The organism is Allokutzneria multivorans, assembly GCF_039537405.1.
Taxonomy (GTDB): Bacteria; Actinomycetota; Actinomycetes; order Mycobacteriales; family Pseudonocardiaceae; genus Allokutzneria; species Allokutzneria multivorans.
In genome coordinates this window covers 777,324-795,778 of sequence record NZ_BAABAL010000018.1, presented here as the reverse complement: position 1 = coordinate 795,778, position 18,455 = coordinate 777,324, and the positions used below count along the sequence as shown (strand labels likewise).

Annotated in this window: 18 protein-coding genes; 7 read left to right on the top strand and 11 right to left on the bottom strand. The window is 69.5% G+C overall.

From position 1 onward, the window contains the following. Positions 1-5 precede the first annotated feature (5 nt). A complete protein-coding gene (locus tag ABD798_RS27745; RefSeq protein WP_344880861.1) occupies positions 6-929 on the top strand; it encodes a zinc-binding dehydrogenase in 924 nt (307 codons plus the stop codon). A gap of 167 nt (positions 930-1,096) precedes the next feature. Here the strand turns inward: ABD798_RS27745 and ABD798_RS27740 are convergent, their stop codons facing one another. The 8 genes from ABD798_RS27740 to ABD798_RS27705 form a co-directional block, all read right to left on the bottom strand. Then, the gene (locus tag ABD798_RS27740; protein ID WP_344880857.1) at positions 1,097-1,354 is read right to left on the bottom strand and encodes a GlsB/YeaQ/YmgE family stress response membrane protein; all 258 of its coding nucleotides are present in this window, start codon (positions 1,352-1,354) and stop codon (positions 1,097-1,099) included. 57 nt (positions 1,355-1,411) lie between these two features. Further along, the gene (locus tag ABD798_RS27735; protein ID WP_344880855.1) at positions 1,412-2,224 is read right to left on the bottom strand and encodes a class I SAM-dependent methyltransferase; all 813 of its coding nucleotides are present in this window, start codon (positions 2,222-2,224) and stop codon (positions 1,412-1,414) included. A gap of 4 nt (positions 2,225-2,228) precedes the next feature. After that, on the bottom strand, positions 2,229-3,035 hold the full coding sequence (locus ABD798_RS27730) for a nuclease-related domain-containing protein (protein ID WP_344880852.1): 807 nt from the start codon (positions 3,033-3,035) through the stop codon (positions 2,229-2,231). A 10-nt stretch (positions 3,036-3,045) separates the two neighbouring features. Continuing rightward, positions 3,046-3,546, bottom strand: a complete 501-nt coding sequence (locus tag ABD798_RS27725) for a hemerythrin domain-containing protein (RefSeq protein ID WP_344880849.1) — start codon at positions 3,544-3,546, stop codon at positions 3,046-3,048. A gap of 79 nt (positions 3,547-3,625) precedes the next feature. Then, positions 3,626-4,486, bottom strand: coding sequence for an XdhC family protein (locus ABD798_RS27720; RefSeq protein ID WP_344880846.1), 861 nt, complete (start codon positions 4,484-4,486; stop codon positions 3,626-3,628). Positions 4,487-4,490: 4 nt separating this feature from the next. Beyond that, a complete protein-coding gene (locus ABD798_RS27715; protein WP_344880843.1) occupies positions 4,491-6,620 on the bottom strand; it encodes a xanthine dehydrogenase family protein molybdopterin-binding subunit in 2,130 nt (709 codons plus the stop codon). Next, a complete protein-coding gene (locus ABD798_RS27710; protein ID WP_344880839.1) occupies positions 6,617-7,591 on the bottom strand; it encodes an FAD binding domain-containing protein in 975 nt (324 codons plus the stop codon). The genes ABD798_RS27715 and ABD798_RS27710 overlap by 4 nt, the downstream gene beginning before the upstream one ends. Further along, positions 7,588-8,046: a (2Fe-2S)-binding protein gene (locus ABD798_RS27705; RefSeq protein ID WP_344880837.1), complete on the bottom strand. Its 459-nt coding sequence runs from the start codon at positions 8,044-8,046 to the stop codon at positions 7,588-7,590. Before ABD798_RS27705 ends, ABD798_RS27710 begins: the two co-directional genes overlap by 4 nt. Before the next feature lie 78 nt (positions 8,047-8,124). Between ABD798_RS27705 and ABD798_RS27700 the strand changes: the two genes are divergently transcribed. Genes ABD798_RS27700 through ABD798_RS27675 form a run of 6 tightly spaced genes read left to right on the top strand, consistent with a single transcriptional unit; the run spans position 8,125 to position 12,371 of the window. After that, positions 8,125-8,766, top strand: coding sequence for a TetR/AcrR family transcriptional regulator (locus tag ABD798_RS27700; protein ID WP_344880834.1), 642 nt, complete (start codon positions 8,125-8,127; stop codon positions 8,764-8,766). Between the two features lie 49 nt (positions 8,767-8,815). After that, positions 8,816-9,280, top strand: a complete 465-nt coding sequence (locus ABD798_RS27695; RefSeq protein WP_344880831.1) for a DUF1203 domain-containing protein — start codon at positions 8,816-8,818, stop codon at positions 9,278-9,280. 28 nt (positions 9,281-9,308) lie between these two features. After that, on the top strand, positions 9,309-10,229 hold the full coding sequence (locus tag ABD798_RS27690) for a DMT family transporter (RefSeq protein ID WP_344880828.1): 921 nt from the start codon (positions 9,309-9,311) through the stop codon (positions 10,227-10,229). Continuing rightward, a complete protein-coding gene (gene sigJ, locus ABD798_RS27685) occupies positions 10,198-11,097 on the top strand; it encodes an RNA polymerase sigma factor SigJ (protein WP_344880826.1) in 900 nt (299 codons plus the stop codon). The genes ABD798_RS27690 and sigJ overlap by 32 nt, the downstream gene beginning before the upstream one ends. 2 nt (positions 11,098-11,099) lie before the next feature. Then, positions 11,100-11,549, top strand: a complete 450-nt coding sequence (locus ABD798_RS27680; protein ID WP_344880823.1) for a carboxymuconolactone decarboxylase family protein — start codon at positions 11,100-11,102, stop codon at positions 11,547-11,549. Positions 11,550-11,573: 24 nt separating this feature from the next. Beyond that, the gene (locus tag ABD798_RS27675) at positions 11,574-12,371 is read left to right on the top strand and encodes an alpha/beta fold hydrolase (protein ID WP_344880820.1); all 798 of its coding nucleotides are present in this window, start codon (positions 11,574-11,576) and stop codon (positions 12,369-12,371) included. Here ABD798_RS27675 and ABD798_RS27670 read toward each other — a convergent pair. From ABD798_RS27670 to ABD798_RS27660, 3 genes are all read right to left on the bottom strand, one after another. Beyond that, a complete protein-coding gene (locus ABD798_RS27670; RefSeq protein ID WP_344880818.1) occupies positions 12,355-13,665 on the bottom strand; it encodes an MFS transporter in 1,311 nt (436 codons plus the stop codon). The genes ABD798_RS27675 and ABD798_RS27670 overlap by 17 nt on opposite strands. A gap of 40 nt (positions 13,666-13,705) precedes the next feature. Then, positions 13,706-14,827: an HNH endonuclease signature motif containing protein gene (locus ABD798_RS27665; protein ID WP_344880814.1), complete on the bottom strand. Its 1,122-nt coding sequence runs from the start codon at positions 14,825-14,827 to the stop codon at positions 13,706-13,708. A gap of 375 nt (positions 14,828-15,202) precedes the next feature. Then, a complete protein-coding gene (locus tag ABD798_RS27660; RefSeq protein ID WP_344880811.1) occupies positions 15,203-18,454 on the bottom strand; it encodes a GH92 family glycosyl hydrolase in 3,252 nt (1,083 codons plus the stop codon). Position 18,455 lies beyond the last annotated feature (1 nt).

Below are 18,455 nucleotides of genomic sequence, written 5' to 3'. Positions count from 1 at the left end.
TGGGCATGCGAGCGGTACGGGTGAACGGGTTCGGCGGGCCGGAGGTGCTGGAGCTGGCGGAGGTGCCGGAGCCGGTGCCGGGCCCGGGCGAAGTGCTGGTCGAAGTGTCCACAGTGGACGTGCTGTTCCTCGACGCGAGCCTGCGGAGGGGGTGGGGCGCGGAGTACTTCGGGCTGGAGCCGCCGTACGTCCCGGGCAACGGGATCGCGGGGCGGGTCACGGCGGCGGGGGAGGGAGCCGAAGCCTGGGTGGGGGCGCGGGTTGCGGCGAGGACGCCGGGGGCCTACGCGGAGCGGGTGGTGGTCGGGGTGAAGGACCTGGCCAACGTGCCTGAAAAGCTCAGAGACCAGACGGCGGCGGCGTTGGTGCACGATGGGGCGACGACGCTGGGGGTGTTCGACAACGCGCAGGTCAAGCCGGGGGAGCGCGTGCTAGTGACGGCTGCGGCGGGCGGGCTGGGCATCTTGCTGGTGCAGTTGGCGAGCGCGGCGGGGGCGACGGTGGTCGCGGCGGCGCGCGGGGAGAAGAAGCTGGAGCTGGCGCGCGAGTACGGGGCCAGCGAAGTGGTGGATTACACCGAACTGGGCTGGGCGGAGCGGGTCGGCAGCGCGGACGTGGTGTTCGATGGCGCGGGCGGCGAGATCGGCCGGGCGGCGTTGGGGATCACGAAGCGCTGGTTCTCCGGGCACGGCACTTCGAGCGGCTCGTTCGCGACGGGTGAGGCACCGGCCGTGACTGTGAAGGGGATCGAGCAGGCGCAGTTCACGCCGGAGCAGGCGGTGCGGCTGATCGAGAGGGCGCTGGGCGAAGCGGTGGCGGGGAGGCTCACACCTGTTGTGGGGCAGACGTTTCCGCTCGCGGAGGCGGCGAAGGCGCACGAGGCGCTGGAAGCGCGGGCGGCGTTGGGCAAGACGTTGCTGATCGTTTGACGGCGCTGAACGTCGTGGCGACCTGGTGCGGGAGAGTGCACCAGGTCGCCACAAGAATGATCATCGTCAACCGCCATGAACCTCGACGCGGTCGAGGGTTTGTGGTGGTTGAAGACCGTGGGGACGGGGGTTTGGGGGTCTTGAAGACCGCCAAACCCCCGCGCGGGCTAGGCCTTGGACTTGGAGTGGGCGATGCCCTCGGCGACGCCGATGAGGGCGACGGAGGCCACGACGGCGATGATGAAGCCGAGGGTGTTGAGCTCCCAGATGTCGCCGGTGCCGAGGAGATTGGCGATGGTGCCGCCGATCACGGAGCCGACCAGGCCGAGCAGCAGTGTGGCCAGGACGCTGAGCCGTTGCCTGCCCGGCGTGATCAGCCGGGCGAGAGCGCCGATGATGAGTCCCGCGACGATGAACCCGATCATGTGAGCCTCCTTGCTCGTGGTGAGGCCGAAAACCCGGCGACCACACCGGGCCTGCGATCAGTATGCGGTGATCAGCATCGCGGGAGACCACCAGTACGACATCAGGGGCATAACGTCCACCTGCGCGAACCCGGCGTCGAGGAGTTGCCCGCGCCACGCGGAGATCGGCTGCTCCCACGTGGAGCGCACGGCGCCGGGCACGATCTGGCCGAGCAGCACGGGCAGTAGGAAACCTTGCGCCACAAGGGAATCGTGGTACTCCGCGACGCCGAGTTCGTAGCGCGACACCAGCCATGCGAGGTCATCGGAGCCAACGGGCACGTCGAACTCGGCGATAACGAGGCGGTCAACGTGCGGGCGGAGGCGGCGGAGCACGGACAGCCGCTCCGAAGGTTCCAAGGCGTGCAAGGAGAAAGTCGCCTGCGCGGCGGACCACCGCTGCGAGAGGTCGAGCGTGAACTCCTGCGCGGTCGTGTTCCACGTGTGCGCCGACGGAACGTTCTGCCGCGCGAGGTCGAGCAGCGCGGCGGAGGGCTCGACGAGGTCGATGCGGTCGAAAGCGTGCGAAGCGACGGCGGGAGCGACCGCGAGGCCGTCGCCGCAACCGATGTCGAGCAAGGACGAAGGCTGGTGCGCGGAGTAGGAATCGGCCAGGGCCTGGCTCAGCCGCGAGTACAGCTCGACGTTGCCGCCGCCGCGCACGAACGCGCGGAACGCGGCGGGCTGGTCGTAGACGCGGCCGTCGGCTTCGCTCTTCCAGTACGACGCCAACTCGTCACCGAGCCGCGTGCCGGCCGCCGACGCGAGTGCGCGCGCGGTGTCCCGATCTCCGTTTCGCCAAGCCTCAAGTGCTTCGACAACTGTGCTCATACGGTCAGTGGAACACGTCGTAAATGGTTCCCACCAACCAGATCAGGCCTGCGCACATCAAAGCTCCGAGGATGACGGTGAACACCAGTCGTGCGTTGCCGCCGCGCGGCGCGGGAGCAGGGGCGGGAGCGTGCGCAACGCGAACAGGCGGCGGAGGCGGAGGCGGAGCGGGCGCGGGCTCGACCGGCGTGTAGATCGTCTCCGGGAAGCCGTGCTGGTAGAGGTCGAGCACGCTCGGCACCTGGTCGCTCAGCTTCAGCGCCCGCGCCACGGCCGCGACGGTGTTGGCGTCCCACACCTTCTCGCTCTTGCACAGCGCGTGGAAGTACTGCCGCAGCGGCTTCTGGTGCGGCGCGAGCACGACCTGGACGTCGCCGGAGGACTCGGCCGCAAGCTCCACCGAAGCACCCGTGGTCGGCAGCAGCACGACGAGCCCCAGCACCGCGCCGGTGGTGATCCCGGCGGAGTCCAGGGCCGCGCGCACGGCAGTGACATTGGCGCTGACCTGCTGGAGAGGGTTCATCGAGTGCAGCGCCGCAGGCTGACCGTCGACCTCCCACACGCCCTCGGCCGGGGTGCGCAGCGCGCCGTCCTGCCGCCGCGTGAAGCCGTCGATCTCCAGCACCAGGCAGCCGTAGGGCGACAGCACCACCGCGTCGGCCATCCCGACGGGCGTGGCGGCGTTGAACACCGCGACCCCCGGCAGGCCGAAGTCGCCGGTCCACGACCGCATCCACTGCGCGACCTTGGCTTCGGCCCCGACCAGGCCGTCACCGCGCGCACCCTCGCTGTGCTGCACCGCCACCAGCATGCGGCCGAGTCTAGGTTGATCTCCGCGGTGCTGCGAGCGCCGCCAGGTCCAACCCCGTTCCGTCGTAACCGCGCGTGAGGTCGTTGAGCGCGGTCACGATCCGGCGCTCCTCGTAGCTGAAGTGCGATTCCATGATCGCGGCGAGCCCGTCCAGCTCGGAGCGCACGCGTGCTGCGTCGGCTGGATCGGCGCCCGCGACCAGGGTTTCGAGCTTGGCGAGGATGCCGGACACGAGGTAGTGGTCCTCGCGCAGCTTGTCCAGCGTCGGCGCCAGCTCGGGGAACTCCTCGGCCAGCGCGGGGAACGCGTGGTCGTCCTCGCCGGTGTGGTGCCTGCTCAGCGCGGTGCAGAAGGTCATGCAGTGCGCCAGCAGATCCTTCGGTCGTCCGCCCTCGCCGTCCAGGTAGGCGTCCATGTCCTCGCGGAGGCGGGAAAGCTCCGTGCGGAGCCAGTCGTGCACGGTGATCAGTTGCGTACCGAAGGCCCTGAGGCGTTCGTCAGGCGTGTTCATGGCCGAAATCCCATGATCCGGCGCCTCCATGCCCACGACGGTCTCTTGGCCGGGTGCACGCGACGCTGTCGGGATCAGATCAGCTCGCGATGGCCGCGTCAAGCCGAGCGTGGATCGGCCCGCTCAGCGCCGACAACGGCCGCCCGGAGCCGCCCCGGTGGCAGGCGACGATCTCCGCGGCGATGGACAGCGCGGTCTCCTCAGGCGTCCGCCCGCCGAGGTCGAGCCCGATGGGCGAGCGCAGCCGAGCCAGCTCCTCCGCGCCAACACCGTTGGCGCGCAACAACTCCAGCCGCTCGGCGTGTGCTCGCCGCGAGCCGAGCGCGCCGACGTAGCCGACCGGCAGGCGCAGCGCGCGGGTGAGCACGGGCACGTCGAACTTCGGGTCGTGGGTGAGCACGCAGATCGCGGTCCGACTGTCTACAGTGGTCTGATCGAGGTAGCGGTGCGGCCAGTCCACGACCACGTCCGCGCCGGGAAAGCGTTCCGGAGTGGCGAAAACCGGGCGGGCGTCGCACACGGTGACGCGATAGCCGAGGAACACGCCGATCGTGGTCAGCGCGGCGGCGAAGTCCAGCGCTCCGAAGATCAGCAGGCGAGGCGGCGGCGGAGCGACCTCCGGAACGGGGACCGGCGACGGCTGGACCAGCACCTCGATCACGCCGCCGCACGTCAGGCCCACGGCGAAGGCGGACTCGTCCGAATAGCCGAACGTGTGCGTGCTGGACTCGCCGCTCACGATGGCCTCGCGGCACAGCTCGTACACCGCGCCGTCCACGCAGCCGCCCGAGACGTTGCCGATCACCGAGCCCTCGGAGTCCACCGCCATGGACGTGCCGACCGGGCGGGGCGCGCTGCCCGAGGTCGCGGTGACCGTGGCCACCGCGAACGCTCGCCCGGCCCGCTCCCACGCACGCAACGAATCGGCGATCTCCACCACCGGCTCACACCACCTTGTCGAGCGTGATCGGCAGGTCGCGGACGCGCTTGCCCGTGGCGTGGAAGATCGCGTTGGCCACGGCGGCGGCGGCGCCGGTCACGCCGACCTCGCCGACGCCGAGCACTCCGGCGGGCATCGTGGGATCGGGCTCGTCGAGCCAGTGCACGTCGATCCGCGGCACGTCCGCGTGCACCGGCAGGTGGTACTCGGCGAGGCCGGGGTTCATGATCCGCCCGGTGCGGGGGTCGACCAGGGTCTCCTCGGAGAGCGCCGTGCCGATGCCGAGCACGATCCCGCCGCGCAGCTGGCTGGCCGCCGTCTTCGGGTTGATCACGGTGCCGCAGTCGAAGGCGCCGACCCACCGCGAGACCCGGATCTCCCCGGTGTCGGCGTCGACCCGGACTTCGCAGAACTGGGCGCCGGTCGTGGCGCGCACCCAGTTCCGCTTGTCGCGCAGGAACTTCGACACGAGCCGGACCTGGTTGCCCATCCGGCCGAAGCCGACCGACACCTCAACGTGGGACTTTCCCTTGCGCGCCAAGGCGGCCACGGAGACCTCGCCGCCGAGTGCGCGCCGGAGCTTCGCGGCGGCGGCGGTCACGGCACCGGCGACGGTCGCGGTCTGGTTGGAGCCGCCCGCCATCGGGCCGACGGGCAGGCGCGAGTCGCCGTACTCGACGCGGACGGCCTCGAACGGAATCCCGAGCGCGTCAGCGGTGATCTGCGCCTGAGCGGTCGCAGCGCCCATGCCCATCTCGTGGAAAGCGCACCGCAGCAGGGCGGTGCCGTCCGCGCTGAAGCGCAGGGTCGCGTTGGCGACGAGGTGCACGGGTGGGTGGAACGCGGTCGCCACGCCCCAGCCGACGAGCCACTGGCCGTCGCGCATCGAGCGCGGCTGCGGAGTGCGCTGCTCCCAGCCGAACTCCTTGGCGCCGAGTTCGTAGGCAGCACGCAGGTTCCGCCGGGTGAAGGGCTTGTCGCCGATCGGGTCGCGGGTCGGCTCGTTGCGCATGCGGAGCTCGATCGGGTCCATGCCGAGCTCGTGCGCGAGTTCGTCCACTGTGGACTCCAGGGCGAACGTGCCGATCGCCTCGCCCGGCGCGCGCATGGCGGTGTTGGCCACGAGGTCGAGTTCGACGACGTTCTGCTGCAACAGGATGTTCTGCGCGTCGTAGAGGTGGCCCGACTGGACCGTGACGGCCTCCGGGCTTCCGCCGGTGCGGCCGAGCCTGGTCGCCGAAGTGTGGATCAGTGAGGTCATCCGGCCGTCGTGGTCCGCGCCGATCGCCACGCGCTGAACGGACGGAGTACGGCCGCCGACCGTGCGGTAGACGGCTTCGCGGGAGAGCATCAGTCGCACGGGGCGACCGGTCACGCGGGCCGCGAGCACGGCGAGGAGCGTGCCCGGCCACACCTGGAACTTCCCGCCGAAGCCGCCGCCGACGTGTTCGGCGCGCACGTGGATGTTGTCCAGCGCGACGCCGAACGCGGAGGACAACGTGGTCCGCACGCCGTCGATGTTCTGCGTGGAGTCGTGCACGGTCAGCCGGTCGCCGTCCCAGAGCGCGGTCGTGGTGTGCGGCTCGATCGCGTTGTGGTTCTGCGGGGGAGTGCTGTACTCGCGGTCGACCGACACCGGAGCGCTTGCCAGGGCGGCAACCGCATCCCCCTTGCGGGCCGATCCGGACTGGACCATCGAGCTCTTCTGCGGCGTCGCGTCGGCCGCCACGAACTCCACTGTGGACGGTAGTTGCTCGTACGCGACGTGGACGCGCGCGGCGGCCGCACGAGCGGCCTCCTGCGTGTCCGCGACGACCAGTGCCACCGGCTGGCCGTCCCAGTGCACCTCATCGGTGTTGAGGCAGCGGACGGATCCTCCGGTGACCGCAGGGCCGAGCCGCGAGGTCGGGAGCTTCATCTTCGGCGCGTTGTGGTGGGTGATCACCGCGAGCACGCCTGGAACCTTCGTCGCGTCCGTGGTGTTGATCTCAACAATTCGACCGCGCGCGATCGAGGCGTGGGTGAGGGCCGCGTGTGCCAGGCCGGGGTAGAGCTGGTCGCCGGAGAACTTGGCCGCGCCGGTGGTCTTGATGACACCGTCCATGCGGTCGAACGCCTTGCCGATCGCGGTCATGCCAACCCCCGGAGCACTGCGACGACGGTGCGCTCAGCAAGATCGACCTTGAACGCGTTGTGCGGCAACGAGACCGCAGGTGCAAGCTCGGCGCGCGCCGCCGCGCGGAAGCTGTCCTCGGTCGCGGGTGCTCCGAGCAGAACGCGCTCTGCTTCGTAAGCGCGCCAAGGCTTTGTCCCGACGCCGCCGAGTGCGAGGCGAACAGCGGAAACGCTCCCGTCAACGACGTCGAGGCAGGCTGCGACGGACACAAGGGCGAACGCGTAGGACGCGCGGTCGCGGACCTTGCGGTACTGGGAACAGCCCGAAGGCGGCGGAGGAAGCTCGACAGCGGTGATCAACTCATCGGAGGCGAGAACGGTCTCGATCTCCGGAGAGGAGGCGGGAAGCCGGTGGAAGTCCACGAGTGGAATCCGGCGGGTGCCGCGTGAACTGCGGACCTCAACGACCGCGTCCAGTGCCGCCAACGCCACGCACAGGTCCGAAGGATGCGTCGCGGCGCAGCTCGACGAGGTGCCCAAGACCGCGTTGCCGCGCGAAAATCCGCCGATCGCAGCGCAACCGCTGCCGGGCGAGCGCTTGTTGCAGGCCGCCGCGTCGTCGTAGAAGTACAGGCACCGTGTGCGCTGCATGAGGTTGCCGCCGACCGTGGCCATGTTCCGCAGCTGTCCCGAAGCTCCGGACAGCAAAGCCTGTGACACCAACGGATACCGCGACTGGATCACCGGGTTCGCCGCGAGGTGGCTGTTGCGCGCCATCGCGCCGATCCGCACACTGCCGTCCGGCAGCTCATCGACCTCGGCGAGCGGGAGGCGGGTGACGTCGACGACCGTGTCCGGCCGTTCGATGTCCTCGCGCATGAGGTCGACGAGGTTCGTGCCGCCGCCGAGGAACTTCGCGTTCGGCTCCTCGGTGATCGCGCGCAGCGCAGCGTCGACGTCCTCCGCGCGGACGTAGGAGAACGTCCTCACCGCGCCACCCCTTCGATCGCGTCGACGATGCCGTTGTAGGCACCGCAGCGGCACAGGTTGCCGCTCATGCCCTCGCGGATCTCCTCACGAGTCGGAGCGGATTCGCGCTCGGCGAGCATCCCGAGCGCGGAGCAGATCTGGCCGGAAGTGCAGAAGCCGCACTGGAATCCGTCGCGCTTGATGAACTCGCGCTGGAGCTCCGCGCCTCCTGGCAGGTTCGCGACGCCCTCCACCGTGGTGATCTCGCGGCCGTCGTACTGCACGGCCAGCGCCAGGCAGGAGACGATCCGCTCGCCGTCGGCCAGCACGGTGCACGCCCCGCAGGCGCCCTGGTCGCAGCCCTTCTTCGGGCCGGTGAGACCCAGTCGGTCGCGCAGCCCGTCGAGTAGGCTGACCTGCGGTGGAACGTCCAGCACCACGGGCTCGCCGTTCACCAGCATCTTCGTCTCCGCCATGGCGCCAAGTTAACAGTACGTCGTTCTCTTAACAAGAGTACGGCGTTCTCCTAACGTGCGCGGTAAGGTCACCCCGCGATGACCGAACCAGCGTTCGTGCGGGCCAGGAGCCCGGAGCACAAGCAGCAGCGGCGCGCGGCGATCTTGAAAGCCGCCCGCGAGCTGGCGACGAAGGACGGCGTCCGCTCGGTCAGCCTCGGCGGGGTGGCGGCGGAGGTCGGCTTCGCCAAATCCGCGGTCGCGCGCTACTTCGGCACCCGCGAGGAGATCTACCTCGAACTCGCCGCCGAGTGCTGGCGGGAGTGGGAGGCCGAGGCGCTCGCGCGCATGCCCGAGGCCGGGCCGATCGACGCGCTGGTGGACCCGCTGACCGAGCGCCCGCTGTTCTGCGACCTGCTCAGCCAGGTGACGACCACGTTGGAGCACAACATCTCCGTGCCCGCCGCGCGCCGGTTCAAGCACGAGATGCACGAGATCATCCGCTCGGTGGGCGCCGCCGTCGCCGAGCACTCCGAGTTGACCGAGTCCGAGGGCATCGAGCTGGTGACCGCCGCCGGCGCGCTGGCCGGGGTCCTCTACGCGGCGGCCACCCCGTCGGCGACGCTGCGCGAGCTGTACGAGCGGGAGCCGGAGATCGCGGTGATGGTGCCGCCCTTCGAGGCGACGCTGAAGCGGGCGCTGGCCGCGCTCATCGCGGGGATTCCCACGCTGCGAGCGTGACGGCGGAAAGGCGCCAGAACCGGCGACGTCCGCGCAGCAGGCTTGGGGCATGACTGATTTCCGCGTCCACGCGCTGCTGCCCGCCCTGCTCGCCCAGGTCCGCGCGACCGGGCTGGACACCTCGGGCAATCCGGTCCAACGCCTGACCGGGATCACCGGTCCGCTGCGGTGCTGCCTGCGCAGCGCCCGCGAGGACGAGGACGTGATCCTGTTCGGCCACGAGCCCGTGCTGCCGGGTTCGGGCAGCCCGTACCGCGAGGTCGGCGCCGTCTACGCGCACGCCGAGCACTGCGACGGCCCGGACGGCGAGGACTACCCCGCGCAGTGGCTCGACCGCCCGCAGGTTCTGCGCGCCTACGACGCGCGCGGCTGGATCCACCCGGCGACGCGCACGCACGACGGCTCCGACCCGCTCGGCGAGATCGCTTCGATCCTGGCCGAACCGGACGTCGTGGAGATCCACAGCCGCAACATCGCTTACGGCTGCTACATGTTCTCCATCACTCGGGCCTGAGCCCGCCAGCGTGCCAGGATGGACCACCGTGTCCTCCCGTGTGGATCCCGTGACCGGGGTCGTCCTGGCCGTCGCGGTGCTCGCCGTCTCCTCATCGGGGCCGCTGACCGCGTTCGCCGCCGCGCCCGCGCTGGCGATCGCCTTCTGGCGCAACGCGATCGCAGTCGCCGCTCTCACCCCGTTCGCCGCCGCCAGGCGAGGTGAGGAGTTCCGGGGGCTCGTGCGCGGCGAGCACCGCGCCGCCGGGTGGTTCAGCGTGGCGGCCGGGGTGGCGCTCGCGGTGCACTTCTCGACGTGGATGCCCTCCGTCCAGCTGACCTCGGTGGCCACCGCGACCGCGCTCGTCGCGACTCAGCCGGTGTGGCAGTGCGCGATCGCGTCGTTGCAGGGCAAACGTCTGCCTGTCACCACGTGGATCGGCATCTCCCTCGCGGTGATCGGCGCGGTGATCGCCACCGGAGCCGACTTCGAGGTGTCCGCGACGGCGCTCACCGGCGATCTCCTCGCGTTGGCGGGCGGGCTGATGGCGGCGGTCTACACCGCGCTCGGCGAGCGGGCGCGCGTCACGATCAGCACGACCACCTACACCTCCGTCTGCTACTCGGTGTGCGGCGTGCTGCTGCTCGGCGTGTGCCTGGTCGGCGGGGTGCCGCTGATCGGCTTCGACGGGGCGACGTGGCTGGCGATCCTGGGGCTCGTGGCCGGAGCGCAGCTGCTCGGGCACTCGATGTTCAGCTTCGCGCTGCGCAAGGTCTCCGCGACCACGGTCAGCCTGATGATCTTGCTGGAGGTGCCGGGAGCCGCGCTGATCGCGTGGATCTGGCTCGGTCAGGTGCCCCGCGCGAGCGCGCTGCCGGGGCTCGCGCTGCTGATGCTCGGGGTGGCGGTGGTGATCGTCGCGGGGACGCGGAGCCGCGATGTCACACCCGCGCGGGCTGCCTCGTCCTAAGACCGTGGAGACGGAGTTCCAGCGTGCTCGGCCGAGGTTGGTCGGGATCGCGTACGGGATCATCGGCGACCTCGGCGAGGCCGAGGACGTCGTGCAGGAGGCGTGGCTGCGGCTGAGCCGCACCGAAGGCGTCGTCGACGTGACGGGATGGCTGGTCGTGGCCACCTCCCGGCTCGCGCTCGACGTGATGCGCTCGGCGCGCAAACGTCGTGAGGACTACGTCGGTCCCTGGCTGCCGGAGCCCGTGGTCAGCACCGAGGAGGGGCCCGAGGACCGGGTCACGCTCGCCGACTCGGTGAACATGGCGATGCTGGTCGTGCTGGAGACGCTGTCCCCGGCCGAGCGCACCGCGTTCGTGCTGCACGAGGTCTTCGGGATGCCGTTCACCGAGATCGCCGAGGTCGTCGGGCGCACGCCCGCGTCCGTGCGGCAGCTCGCCTCGCGGGCCCGCAAGCACGTGCGCGAGCGCTCACCGCGCTTCGACGCCGACCCCGCACGGCAGCGGGAGGTGGCCACCGCGTTCCTCGCCGCGTGCGACGGCGGGGACGTCGAGGTCATGCTCCGGCTGCTCGACCCCGACGTCGTGCTGCTCAGCGACGGCGGCGGGATCGTGCGCGCGGCTCGGCGGCCGGTCGTCGGCGCCGACAAGGTGGCGCGCTTCCTCGCGGGGATTCGCGCGAAGTGGCCGACGCGCGAGCTGCGCCCGGTCGTGGTCAACGGCTTCAGCGGCTTCGTGATGGTGCACGGCGACAACCTGGTCGCCGTCTACTCCCTCACCGTTGCCGACGGCCGCGTCACCGCGATCAACGCCGTCCTCCACCCCACCAAGCTCGCCCGCGCGAGCACCCTGATCATCAAGGAGAAGTAGCCATGCGCCTCACCGGCGACCTCAGCACCACCCCCATCTACGAGGCGATGAGCCAGATCGAGGCGTTCCTGGCGTCGAGCCCGCTGCCGAAGACGATCCTGGAGCTGGTCAAGCTGCGGGTCAGCCAGGTCAACGGCTGCGCGTTCTGCGTCGACATGCACTCCCACGACCTGAAGAAGCACGGCGAGGCCGACGAGCGCCTGTGGGCCGTCGCGGTGTGGCGCGAGGCGCCGTTCTTCACCGAGCAGGAGCGCGCCGCCCTCGACCTCGCCGAGGCCGCCACCCGCCTGGACGAGCACGGTGTTCCCGACGAGGTCTGGGAGGTCGCCGCGAAGCACTTCGACGAGGAGACCCTGTTCGCGCTCGTGGCGGCGATCGCGCAGATCAACGCCTGGAACCGGTACGGCGTCACGCTTCAGCTGGTCCCCGGCCCGGGACGCAGCCGCCGCTGAGCCATCGTTCGCTATATTCAGAAAATGCTGAATATGGTGATGTGGGGAGTGGGCGGCGGGGAGCTGCGGTTCGGTGATCTCGCCGGGCCGCGGTGTCCCGTCGTCCTCACGCACGGCGCCGGTATGGACCACCGGATGTTCGAGGCGCAGGCGCGTGCCCTGCACGAGGCCGGGCACCGGGTGATCGTCTGGGACCAGGCCGGGCACGGCGGGTCGAGCCTCGCGCCGGGTGCGCGGTTCACCTCGGCCCTCGCCCTGGACTGCCTGATCGCCCTCCTCGACCACCTCGGCCTGGACCGTCCGATCCTGGTCGGGCACTCGCTCGGCGGGAACCTCTCCCAAGCGCTCGTTCGCCGTTGTCCTTCACGGGTTTCCGGCCTCATCGTGGTGGATTCCGCGTGGAACGCCGGTCCGCTGACCGCTCTGGACCGGTTCCTGCTGAAGCTCGCGGGGCCATCGCTGGCGCTCGTCCCCGCTTCGTGGCTGCCGGGCGTGATGGCTCGCGCCTCGGCCGTGACGCCGGAGGGCATCGCCGAGTCCGAGGCGACGTTCGCGCGCATGCCGAAACGCGTCTTCCTGGACGTCTGGCGGGCCACAGTGTCCTTTGTGGACTCCGATCCCGGCTACCGCACGCCCGTTCCGCTCGGTCTCATTCGCGGCGAGCGCGACCGCACCGGCAACATCGCCTCCGCCATGCCTCGCTGGGCGCGCGCCGAAGGTGTGGCCGAGCACGTGATCCCCGGCGCCGGCCACGTCGTCACCCTCGACGCCGCGGAGGCGACGACCGCGGCCATCCTGGAGATCATCAACAGCTGGCCTTGAGCGAGAGGAGCAGCACGGTCACCACCACCGTGCTGACGCCCGCCGTGAGCAGCGCGTGCGGTAGCCCATCGGCCAACTTCGGCCCAGCCGTCGCGATCAGGCCCAGCAGCGCGACCCCGACGGCTGTCCCGGTCTGCCTCGTCGCGGTGACCGTCGCCGACGCGATCCCCGACTGGCGCGGCGGTACCAGGCCCACCGCGAGGGCGTTGGAGGGGACGCCGGAGGTGCTCACGCCGAGCCCGAGCCCCGCGAAGAGCACTGCCACGTAAGGGTAAGGCGTCTCAGTGTCTACTGTGGACAGTGCGAGCAGGCTCGCCGCGATCAGTGCCTGTCCCGCCAGCAACGGTGGTTTCGCGCCGAGGCTTTGCACGAGGCGGCCCGCGACGGTGGACCCGACCGTGCCGCCCAGGACGTACGGCAGCAGCTGCAATCCCGCCTCTGTCGGGCTCGCGCCGCGTGTGCTCTGGAGGTAGGCCGAGAGCAGGAAGAAGCTGCCGAAGGCCGCGAAGCCGGTCATGAAGGAGGCCAGGTTGACCAGCCCGAACCCGCGCTCGCCGAGGAGTCTGATCGGGAACATCGGCCGTGGCTGCCGCAGTTCCACCACGATGAACAACGCCAACGTCACCGCCGCGACCCCGAGTGCGACCGAGGACACCTCGATCAACGCGTAGGCCAGCGAGCTGATCCACGCGATCGCCAGCACTTGGCCGAGCGGGTCCGGCGAGGAACCGTCCGGGTCCGCCGACTCCGTCAGGAACCGCGCTCCCAGCGCCAACGCGAGCCCACCCAACGGCAGGTTGATCAGGAACACGCTGCGCCAACCGAAAAGGTCCGTCAACGGCCCGCCCAACACCGGCCCCAACAGGAACGCCAGGCTGATCACCGTGCTCCACGTGCCGATCACCCGCGCCCGCGCCCCCGGTTCCGGGAAGGCGTGCACGATCAGCGACAGTGCTCCCGGCGCCAGCACCGAAGCTCCCACCCCCTGCACCGCTCTCGCCGCGATCAACCACGCCGCGCCCGGCGCCATCGCGCAGGCCACCGAGGCCCCCGTGAACACCGCCAGGCCGATCAGGAACACCCGCTTCCGCCCCCACCGATCGGCCAGTGCTCCGCAGGACAACATCGTCGAGGCCAGCGCGACTGTGTACGCGTCGATCACCCACTGCGCCCCCGCGAAGGTCGTGCGCAGGTCCTCCGTGATCGCCGTCTGCGCGATGACGACCACACTGACGTCGAGCAGTGCCATGAAGGTCGCCAGGTACAGCGACGCGAGTGCCCAGGTCTGTTTCACGAGGGCACTTTGCGTCCTCAAGTCGACTTGAGCGCAAGCGTCAGAAGGGTGCCGGTTCGGCGATCGGCTCCAGTTCGGTGTCGTAGGTGCGCTTGGCCGGTGTGGTCCAGGTGTGGGTGCCGTCTTCCCGGTTTTCGCACCGCCAGTTGGAGTGGGTCTTCATGGTGTGGTGATGCCTGCATTTCGGTCGCAGGTTCTTGATCGTGGTGTTGGTGCCGTCGAACGGGCAGCAGTGGTCGAGGTCGCAGCGGTGTGACGGCTGCTGGCATCCGATCGCGGTGCACCTGGGGTAGCGGGCGTTGATGAGTTCTCGCTGTTTCGGCGACGGCCGGTAGGTGTCGCTGACCTCTTCTGCCATGCCGGTGGCGGGGTCGGTGAGGATGCGTTTCCAGATGCCGCCCTTGGCGATGTCTTGGGCGACGTTCGTGGGGATCGGTCCGTATCCCGCGAGCATGCCGGGGTCATCGGTGAGGCCCAGGAGTGCGGTGATCGGCATCGTCAGGTAGACCATGGTCTGGCCCTGCGGCGCCGGAGTGTCCAGGCCTAGCAACAGATCCCGCGCGACATCCGCCCGCTTCTGATCCAGGGTCCGGTCGTCCTTGGGCAGGGATTTCGCGATCCGGTCGATGTGATCGAAGGCCATCGCCGTGTCATGCGCGGTCATCGTGTGACGCAGCTCGGCCATCCCGTCGTCGAGGTTGATCTTCTCCACCAACCTGCGCTTGCGCTTCTCCTCATGACGGAGATCGGCCGCTTTCGGGTCGAGTTTGTGGATCAACGTCTGAGCACGCCGCCGGATCGAGGTGTAGGTCCGGGTGGGGGCGTACTCCAGCAGGTTCGCCTCGGCGATGGAGGTCTGGGGTTCTTTCAGGATGCGGATCTGATCGACGATGAGCAGGGCTTTGCTCTCATCGATCAACCCGGCGGACAGGGCCGCAAGCACCCGGGGACGCTCGGTCAACTCCGAGGCGTTGGACAGGATGCGATCCGCGCCATGTCGGGAGATGTGCAGGGCGCAGGCGATCTCATTCTGCACGAACCGATAGTCGCGATCGTCGGCGGCGGTGTGGAATGTGATCAAGGCTGTGGCGAGTTCCGCTTTCGCATGACACAGAGCGGCCTGTTTCGCCTCAACCTCAACAAGAAGGTCGTCGAGGGTCATGCCCCTAATAATACCCGCAAATGATAGTGGATCATGGCTCTAAAGAATGAATTCCCAGGCGCCAAAGAACCCGAAACACCCCACGCTGGAACGCAAGGCGCACAACAGAACCGAGGCTTTACCTGGGGTGCGCGTGCCATACGCTTCCGCGAGGGCCGGGTGTTCTATCCCGTGCCCCTGTAAGGCCCAGGGGCACGCGCAAGGGGCCCCCAGGTCAAGCCGACCCCACGCTGGCACCGGCGCAGGCTGGAAGCCCAACCGTACCCGACCTGAAAACCCAGCCGTACCCGACCTGAAAACCCAACCGCACCCAGCACCCAAAGAGCTAAAAAAGAAAGGACCGGCCCAAAATGGACCGGCCCTCCCGAACTCAACTCACCCCAACGTCACAGCATAAACAGACACCCGAGGATCATTCGGCAACGAAACAGACCGAACCCCCTTCCCTGGCAACGAAAAAGAAGCCGAGAACAACTTCACAGGCGGCCCGTCCACCCCACTCCCGGCCTTGATCCGATGCGGCATGGCCAAAGCCACTTCGCTCCCGGCAGGCGTGGCCCCCGCCCAATCGCCCACCGTCACCGCGACCTCAGCGCTCGTCCCATCAACAAAGTGCACGGTCACCGCCCCAGACGCCGGACCGCTGTGCGCCGCGGAAACCACGCTCAGCTTCTTGTAAGTCCCCGCGGGCAACAGCAGCGTCTGACCCCGAGCCTCGACGAAGTTCGGCGAGGTCCCGTTCGGGTCCGGCGTCGCATAGGTGACACCACCCCAGACGATCGTCCCGCGAGCAGGCAACAGCGCCGCGTCGTAGCTCCAGCCGCTGCCGTCGAAGTCACCCTGCGACGACTGCGCGACGGTGGCCGTGCCGTCGTGGTTGAGGTCGCGGGTCAGATCGACCGCGCAAGCGCCGGAAAAACCGGAAACGCACGTTGGTGCTGGTCGCAGTTCGACGGAGACCGTGCGGGTGACCGGTGGAGTGCCGGGCGCGGAAACCTTGACCTGCAAGGGGTATGAGCCCTCCTTGGTGCCTGCCGGAATCCGCAGCTTGAGCGGCACGGTTTCCTGGCGGGGCAACGTGAAGGATCTCAGGATCAGCGGTGGCTGGTGCGCGACCTGCCACCCGGCGGGCACGGTCGGCTGCACGAGGACGGGCAGCACGCCGGGGGACTGGCCGAGCACGTCGACGTTGACCGTCAGCTCCGTCGAACCAAGAGGAGCGGCGATAGCGGAGTCGCGCAGTGAAGCGTCGAGGTGCCAACGGGAATCGCGTTGTGCACGGTTCACCGAAGGAGGCTCGGCGCCGGGAGTGGTGCCCCACTGGGACGGCACGGTGTCGAGCGTGTGCGCGAGGGTGCCGCCGCGCGCGATCTTGCTCCAGTCGACCCAGGTCTGCCGGACGTCGCGGCCGTTCAGCGAAACACTGCGGATGTAGCGCTTCGCGTCGCTCGCCCTCGGCGCGGTGATCGACAGCGTTCCGCCCTGCGAGCCGCCGAACTGTCCGATTCGGACGGTCGCGGACTCGAACTGCGGGCTGGACACCGCGAGGAACGTCGCACCGTTCATCGTCGGGTACAGGCCGAGCGAGGAGAACACGTACCACGCCGACATGGTGCCGAGGTCGTCGTTGCCGGTCATGCCGTCCGGGCCCGTGGTGAACAACGTCATCGCCGCGCGCACGACCGTCGCGGTCTTCGCCGGAGCGCCCGCCCACAGGTACATGTACGGCGCATGCAGGTCGGGCTCGTTGTTCGGGTTGTAGGTCGGCTTGCCGTAGTAGTCGTAGGGCTGCGTGATCCAGTCCTTGCGCACGGTGCCCGACGGGTCCGCCAACAGCTTGTCGTAGGCGAAGAAGCCGTCGAGTCGCTTTTCCGTCGCCTTGCGCCCACCCATGAGCTCGACGAGCCCGGCGGGGTCCTGCGGGACGAGCCACTGGTACTGGTGCGCGCCGCCCTCGTGGAACTGGTGTCCCGCGTCGACGGGGTTGTACGGCGTCATCCAGGTGCCGTCCACAGTGCGCGGGCGGAACTGGCCGATCGAGGAGTCCCACAGGTTGCGGTACCACTGGCCGCGCTCGGCGAACATGCGCGCGTCTGCTCGGTGACCGAGCTTCTCCGCCATCAGCGCGAGCGACGCGTCGGCCGCCGCGTACTCCATCGTCGCCGAAGCAGGGTGCTTGCAGTCGTTGTCGCCGCCCTTGTGCGCGCAGTCCGTTCCGAGCTTGAGGCCGGACGGGATGTAACCGCGCTTCTTGTAGTACTCCACGCCCGAACGCCCGTTGTACGGCGAGTCGGCTGGGGGAGTGCTCGTGGCGTTGGTCTTCATCAACGCGTACGCCTCGGCCTCGTGACCGGCGAGCAGTCCCTTCGACCACGCTTCCACCAAGAACGGCACCACGGGGTCACCGGTCATGATGTTGGTTTCGCTGCCTGCGAGCGCCCAGCGCGGCAGCCAGCCACCGTCGCGACCGATCGCGATGACGGACAACGCGACGTCGCGCGCCACCTGTGGCTCGATCACCTGCAACAGCTGGTTCTGCGGCCTATAGGTGTCCCACAACGAGAAGTTCTGGTACGGCGTGTAGCCCGACGCCGTGTGCACCTTGTTGTCGAAGCCGATGTAGCGGCCGTCCACGTCACCGGCGACGTTCGGGTGCATCTGCGCGTGGTAAAGCGAGGTGTAGAACGCGCGCTGTCGCTCCGTGGTGCCACCGGTGACCTTGATGGCGCCGAGCTTCTCCACCCACGCCTGGCGCAGTTTCGCGCGCGTGGCGTCGAAGTCGTATGAGTCGGCGGTCTCCGCAGTGAGGTTCTTCCGCGCGCCTTCAAGGCCCGTGTAGGACAGGCCGACCTTCACCACGACGTCGCGGTCGGTCTTCGCGTCGAAGCTCACCCAGCCGCCGTTGCCACCGCTGCCCGCCGCGTCGCGACTGCCCGGCGTGATCGTCGAGCCGCGCCACGTGCCGTGCGCGGTGAACGGCCGGTCGAAGGTCGCGGTGAAGTGCACGGTGTGCTTGTCGCGCCCCGCGCAGAAACCGCCCGCGAGCACACGGCCCTCGATGGTGCGGTCGCCGACGATGTGGATCTCGGAGTCGTAGACGTTCTGGTTCGCCTTGCCCGTGTTGAACAGGACGTTCGCCTCGCCCGTCGCGGGGAACGTGTAGCGCTGCCAGCCGGTGCGCGGCGTCGCGGTCAGCTCCGCGTTCACGCCGTACTTCGCCAGCCCCACGCGGTAGTAGCCCGGCGTGGACTCCTCGTCGGAGTGCGAGTACTTCGACTTGTAGGCGTTGTGGTCGACCGTGTTCACCGCGCCGGTGGTGGGCATCATCGGCAGCTCGCCCATGACGCCGCAGCCCACGCCGGACAGGTGCGTCTGGCTGAAGCCGTAGATCGAGTCCTGCTGGTAGTCGTAGCCGCCTTGGCCGCCCGTGTCCGGGCTGACCTGCACCATGCCGAACGGCGCGCTCGCGCCCGGGAAGGTGTTGCCGAAGTTCTGCGTGCCGATGAAGGGGTTGACCAGCTCCACCCCGTCGACCGGCGGAGCGGCGTGCGCGGTCGCTGACAGCAGCCCGGCGAGCAGCATGCCCGCCGCCGCCCCGGCCACGCCCCGCCTACGGGAAGCCCACATG

Coding starts and splice junctions, on each gene's coding strand:
- ABD798_RS27700 (WP_344880834.1), top strand. CDS start 8,125: ATGACCGAACCAGCGTTCGTGCGGGCCAGGAGCCCGGAGCACAAGCAG.
- ABD798_RS27745 (WP_344880861.1), top strand. CDS start 6: ATGCGAGCGGTACGGGTGAACGGGTTCGGCGGGCCGGAGGTGCTGGAG.
- sigJ (WP_344880826.1), top strand. CDS start 10,198: ATGTCACACCCGCGCGGGCTGCCTCGTCCTAAGACCGTGGAGACGGAG.
- ABD798_RS27675 (WP_344880820.1), top strand. CDS start 11,574: ATGCTGAATATGGTGATGTGGGGAGTGGGCGGCGGGGAGCTGCGGTTC.
- ABD798_RS27705 (WP_344880837.1), bottom strand. CDS start 8,046: ATGGCGGAGACGAAGATGCTGGTGAACGGCGAGCCCGTGGTGCTGGAC.
- ABD798_RS27735 (WP_344880855.1), bottom strand. CDS start 2,224: ATGAGCACAGTTGTCGAAGCACTTGAGGCTTGGCGAAACGGAGATCGG.
- ABD798_RS27730 (WP_344880852.1), bottom strand. CDS start 3,035: ATGCTGGTGGCGGTGCAGCACAGCGAGGGTGCGCGCGGTGACGGCCTG.
- ABD798_RS27665 (WP_344880814.1), bottom strand. CDS start 14,827: ATGACCCTCGACGACCTTCTTGTTGAGGTTGAGGCGAAACAGGCCGCT.
- ABD798_RS27695 (WP_344880831.1), top strand. CDS start 8,816: ATGACTGATTTCCGCGTCCACGCGCTGCTGCCCGCCCTGCTCGCCCAG.
- ABD798_RS27740 (WP_344880857.1), bottom strand. CDS start 1,354: ATGATCGGGTTCATCGTCGCGGGACTCATCATCGGCGCTCTCGCCCGG.
- ABD798_RS27680 (WP_344880823.1), top strand. CDS start 11,100: ATGCGCCTCACCGGCGACCTCAGCACCACCCCCATCTACGAGGCGATG.
- ABD798_RS27715 (WP_344880843.1), bottom strand. CDS start 6,620: ATGACCGCGATCGGCAAGGCGTTCGACCGCATGGACGGTGTCATCAAG.
- ABD798_RS27725 (WP_344880849.1), bottom strand. CDS start 3,546: ATGAACACGCCTGACGAACGCCTCAGGGCCTTCGGTACGCAACTGATC.
- ABD798_RS27660 (WP_344880811.1), bottom strand. CDS start 18,454: ATGTGGGCTTCCCGTAGGCGGGGCGTGGCCGGGGCGGCGGCGGGCATG.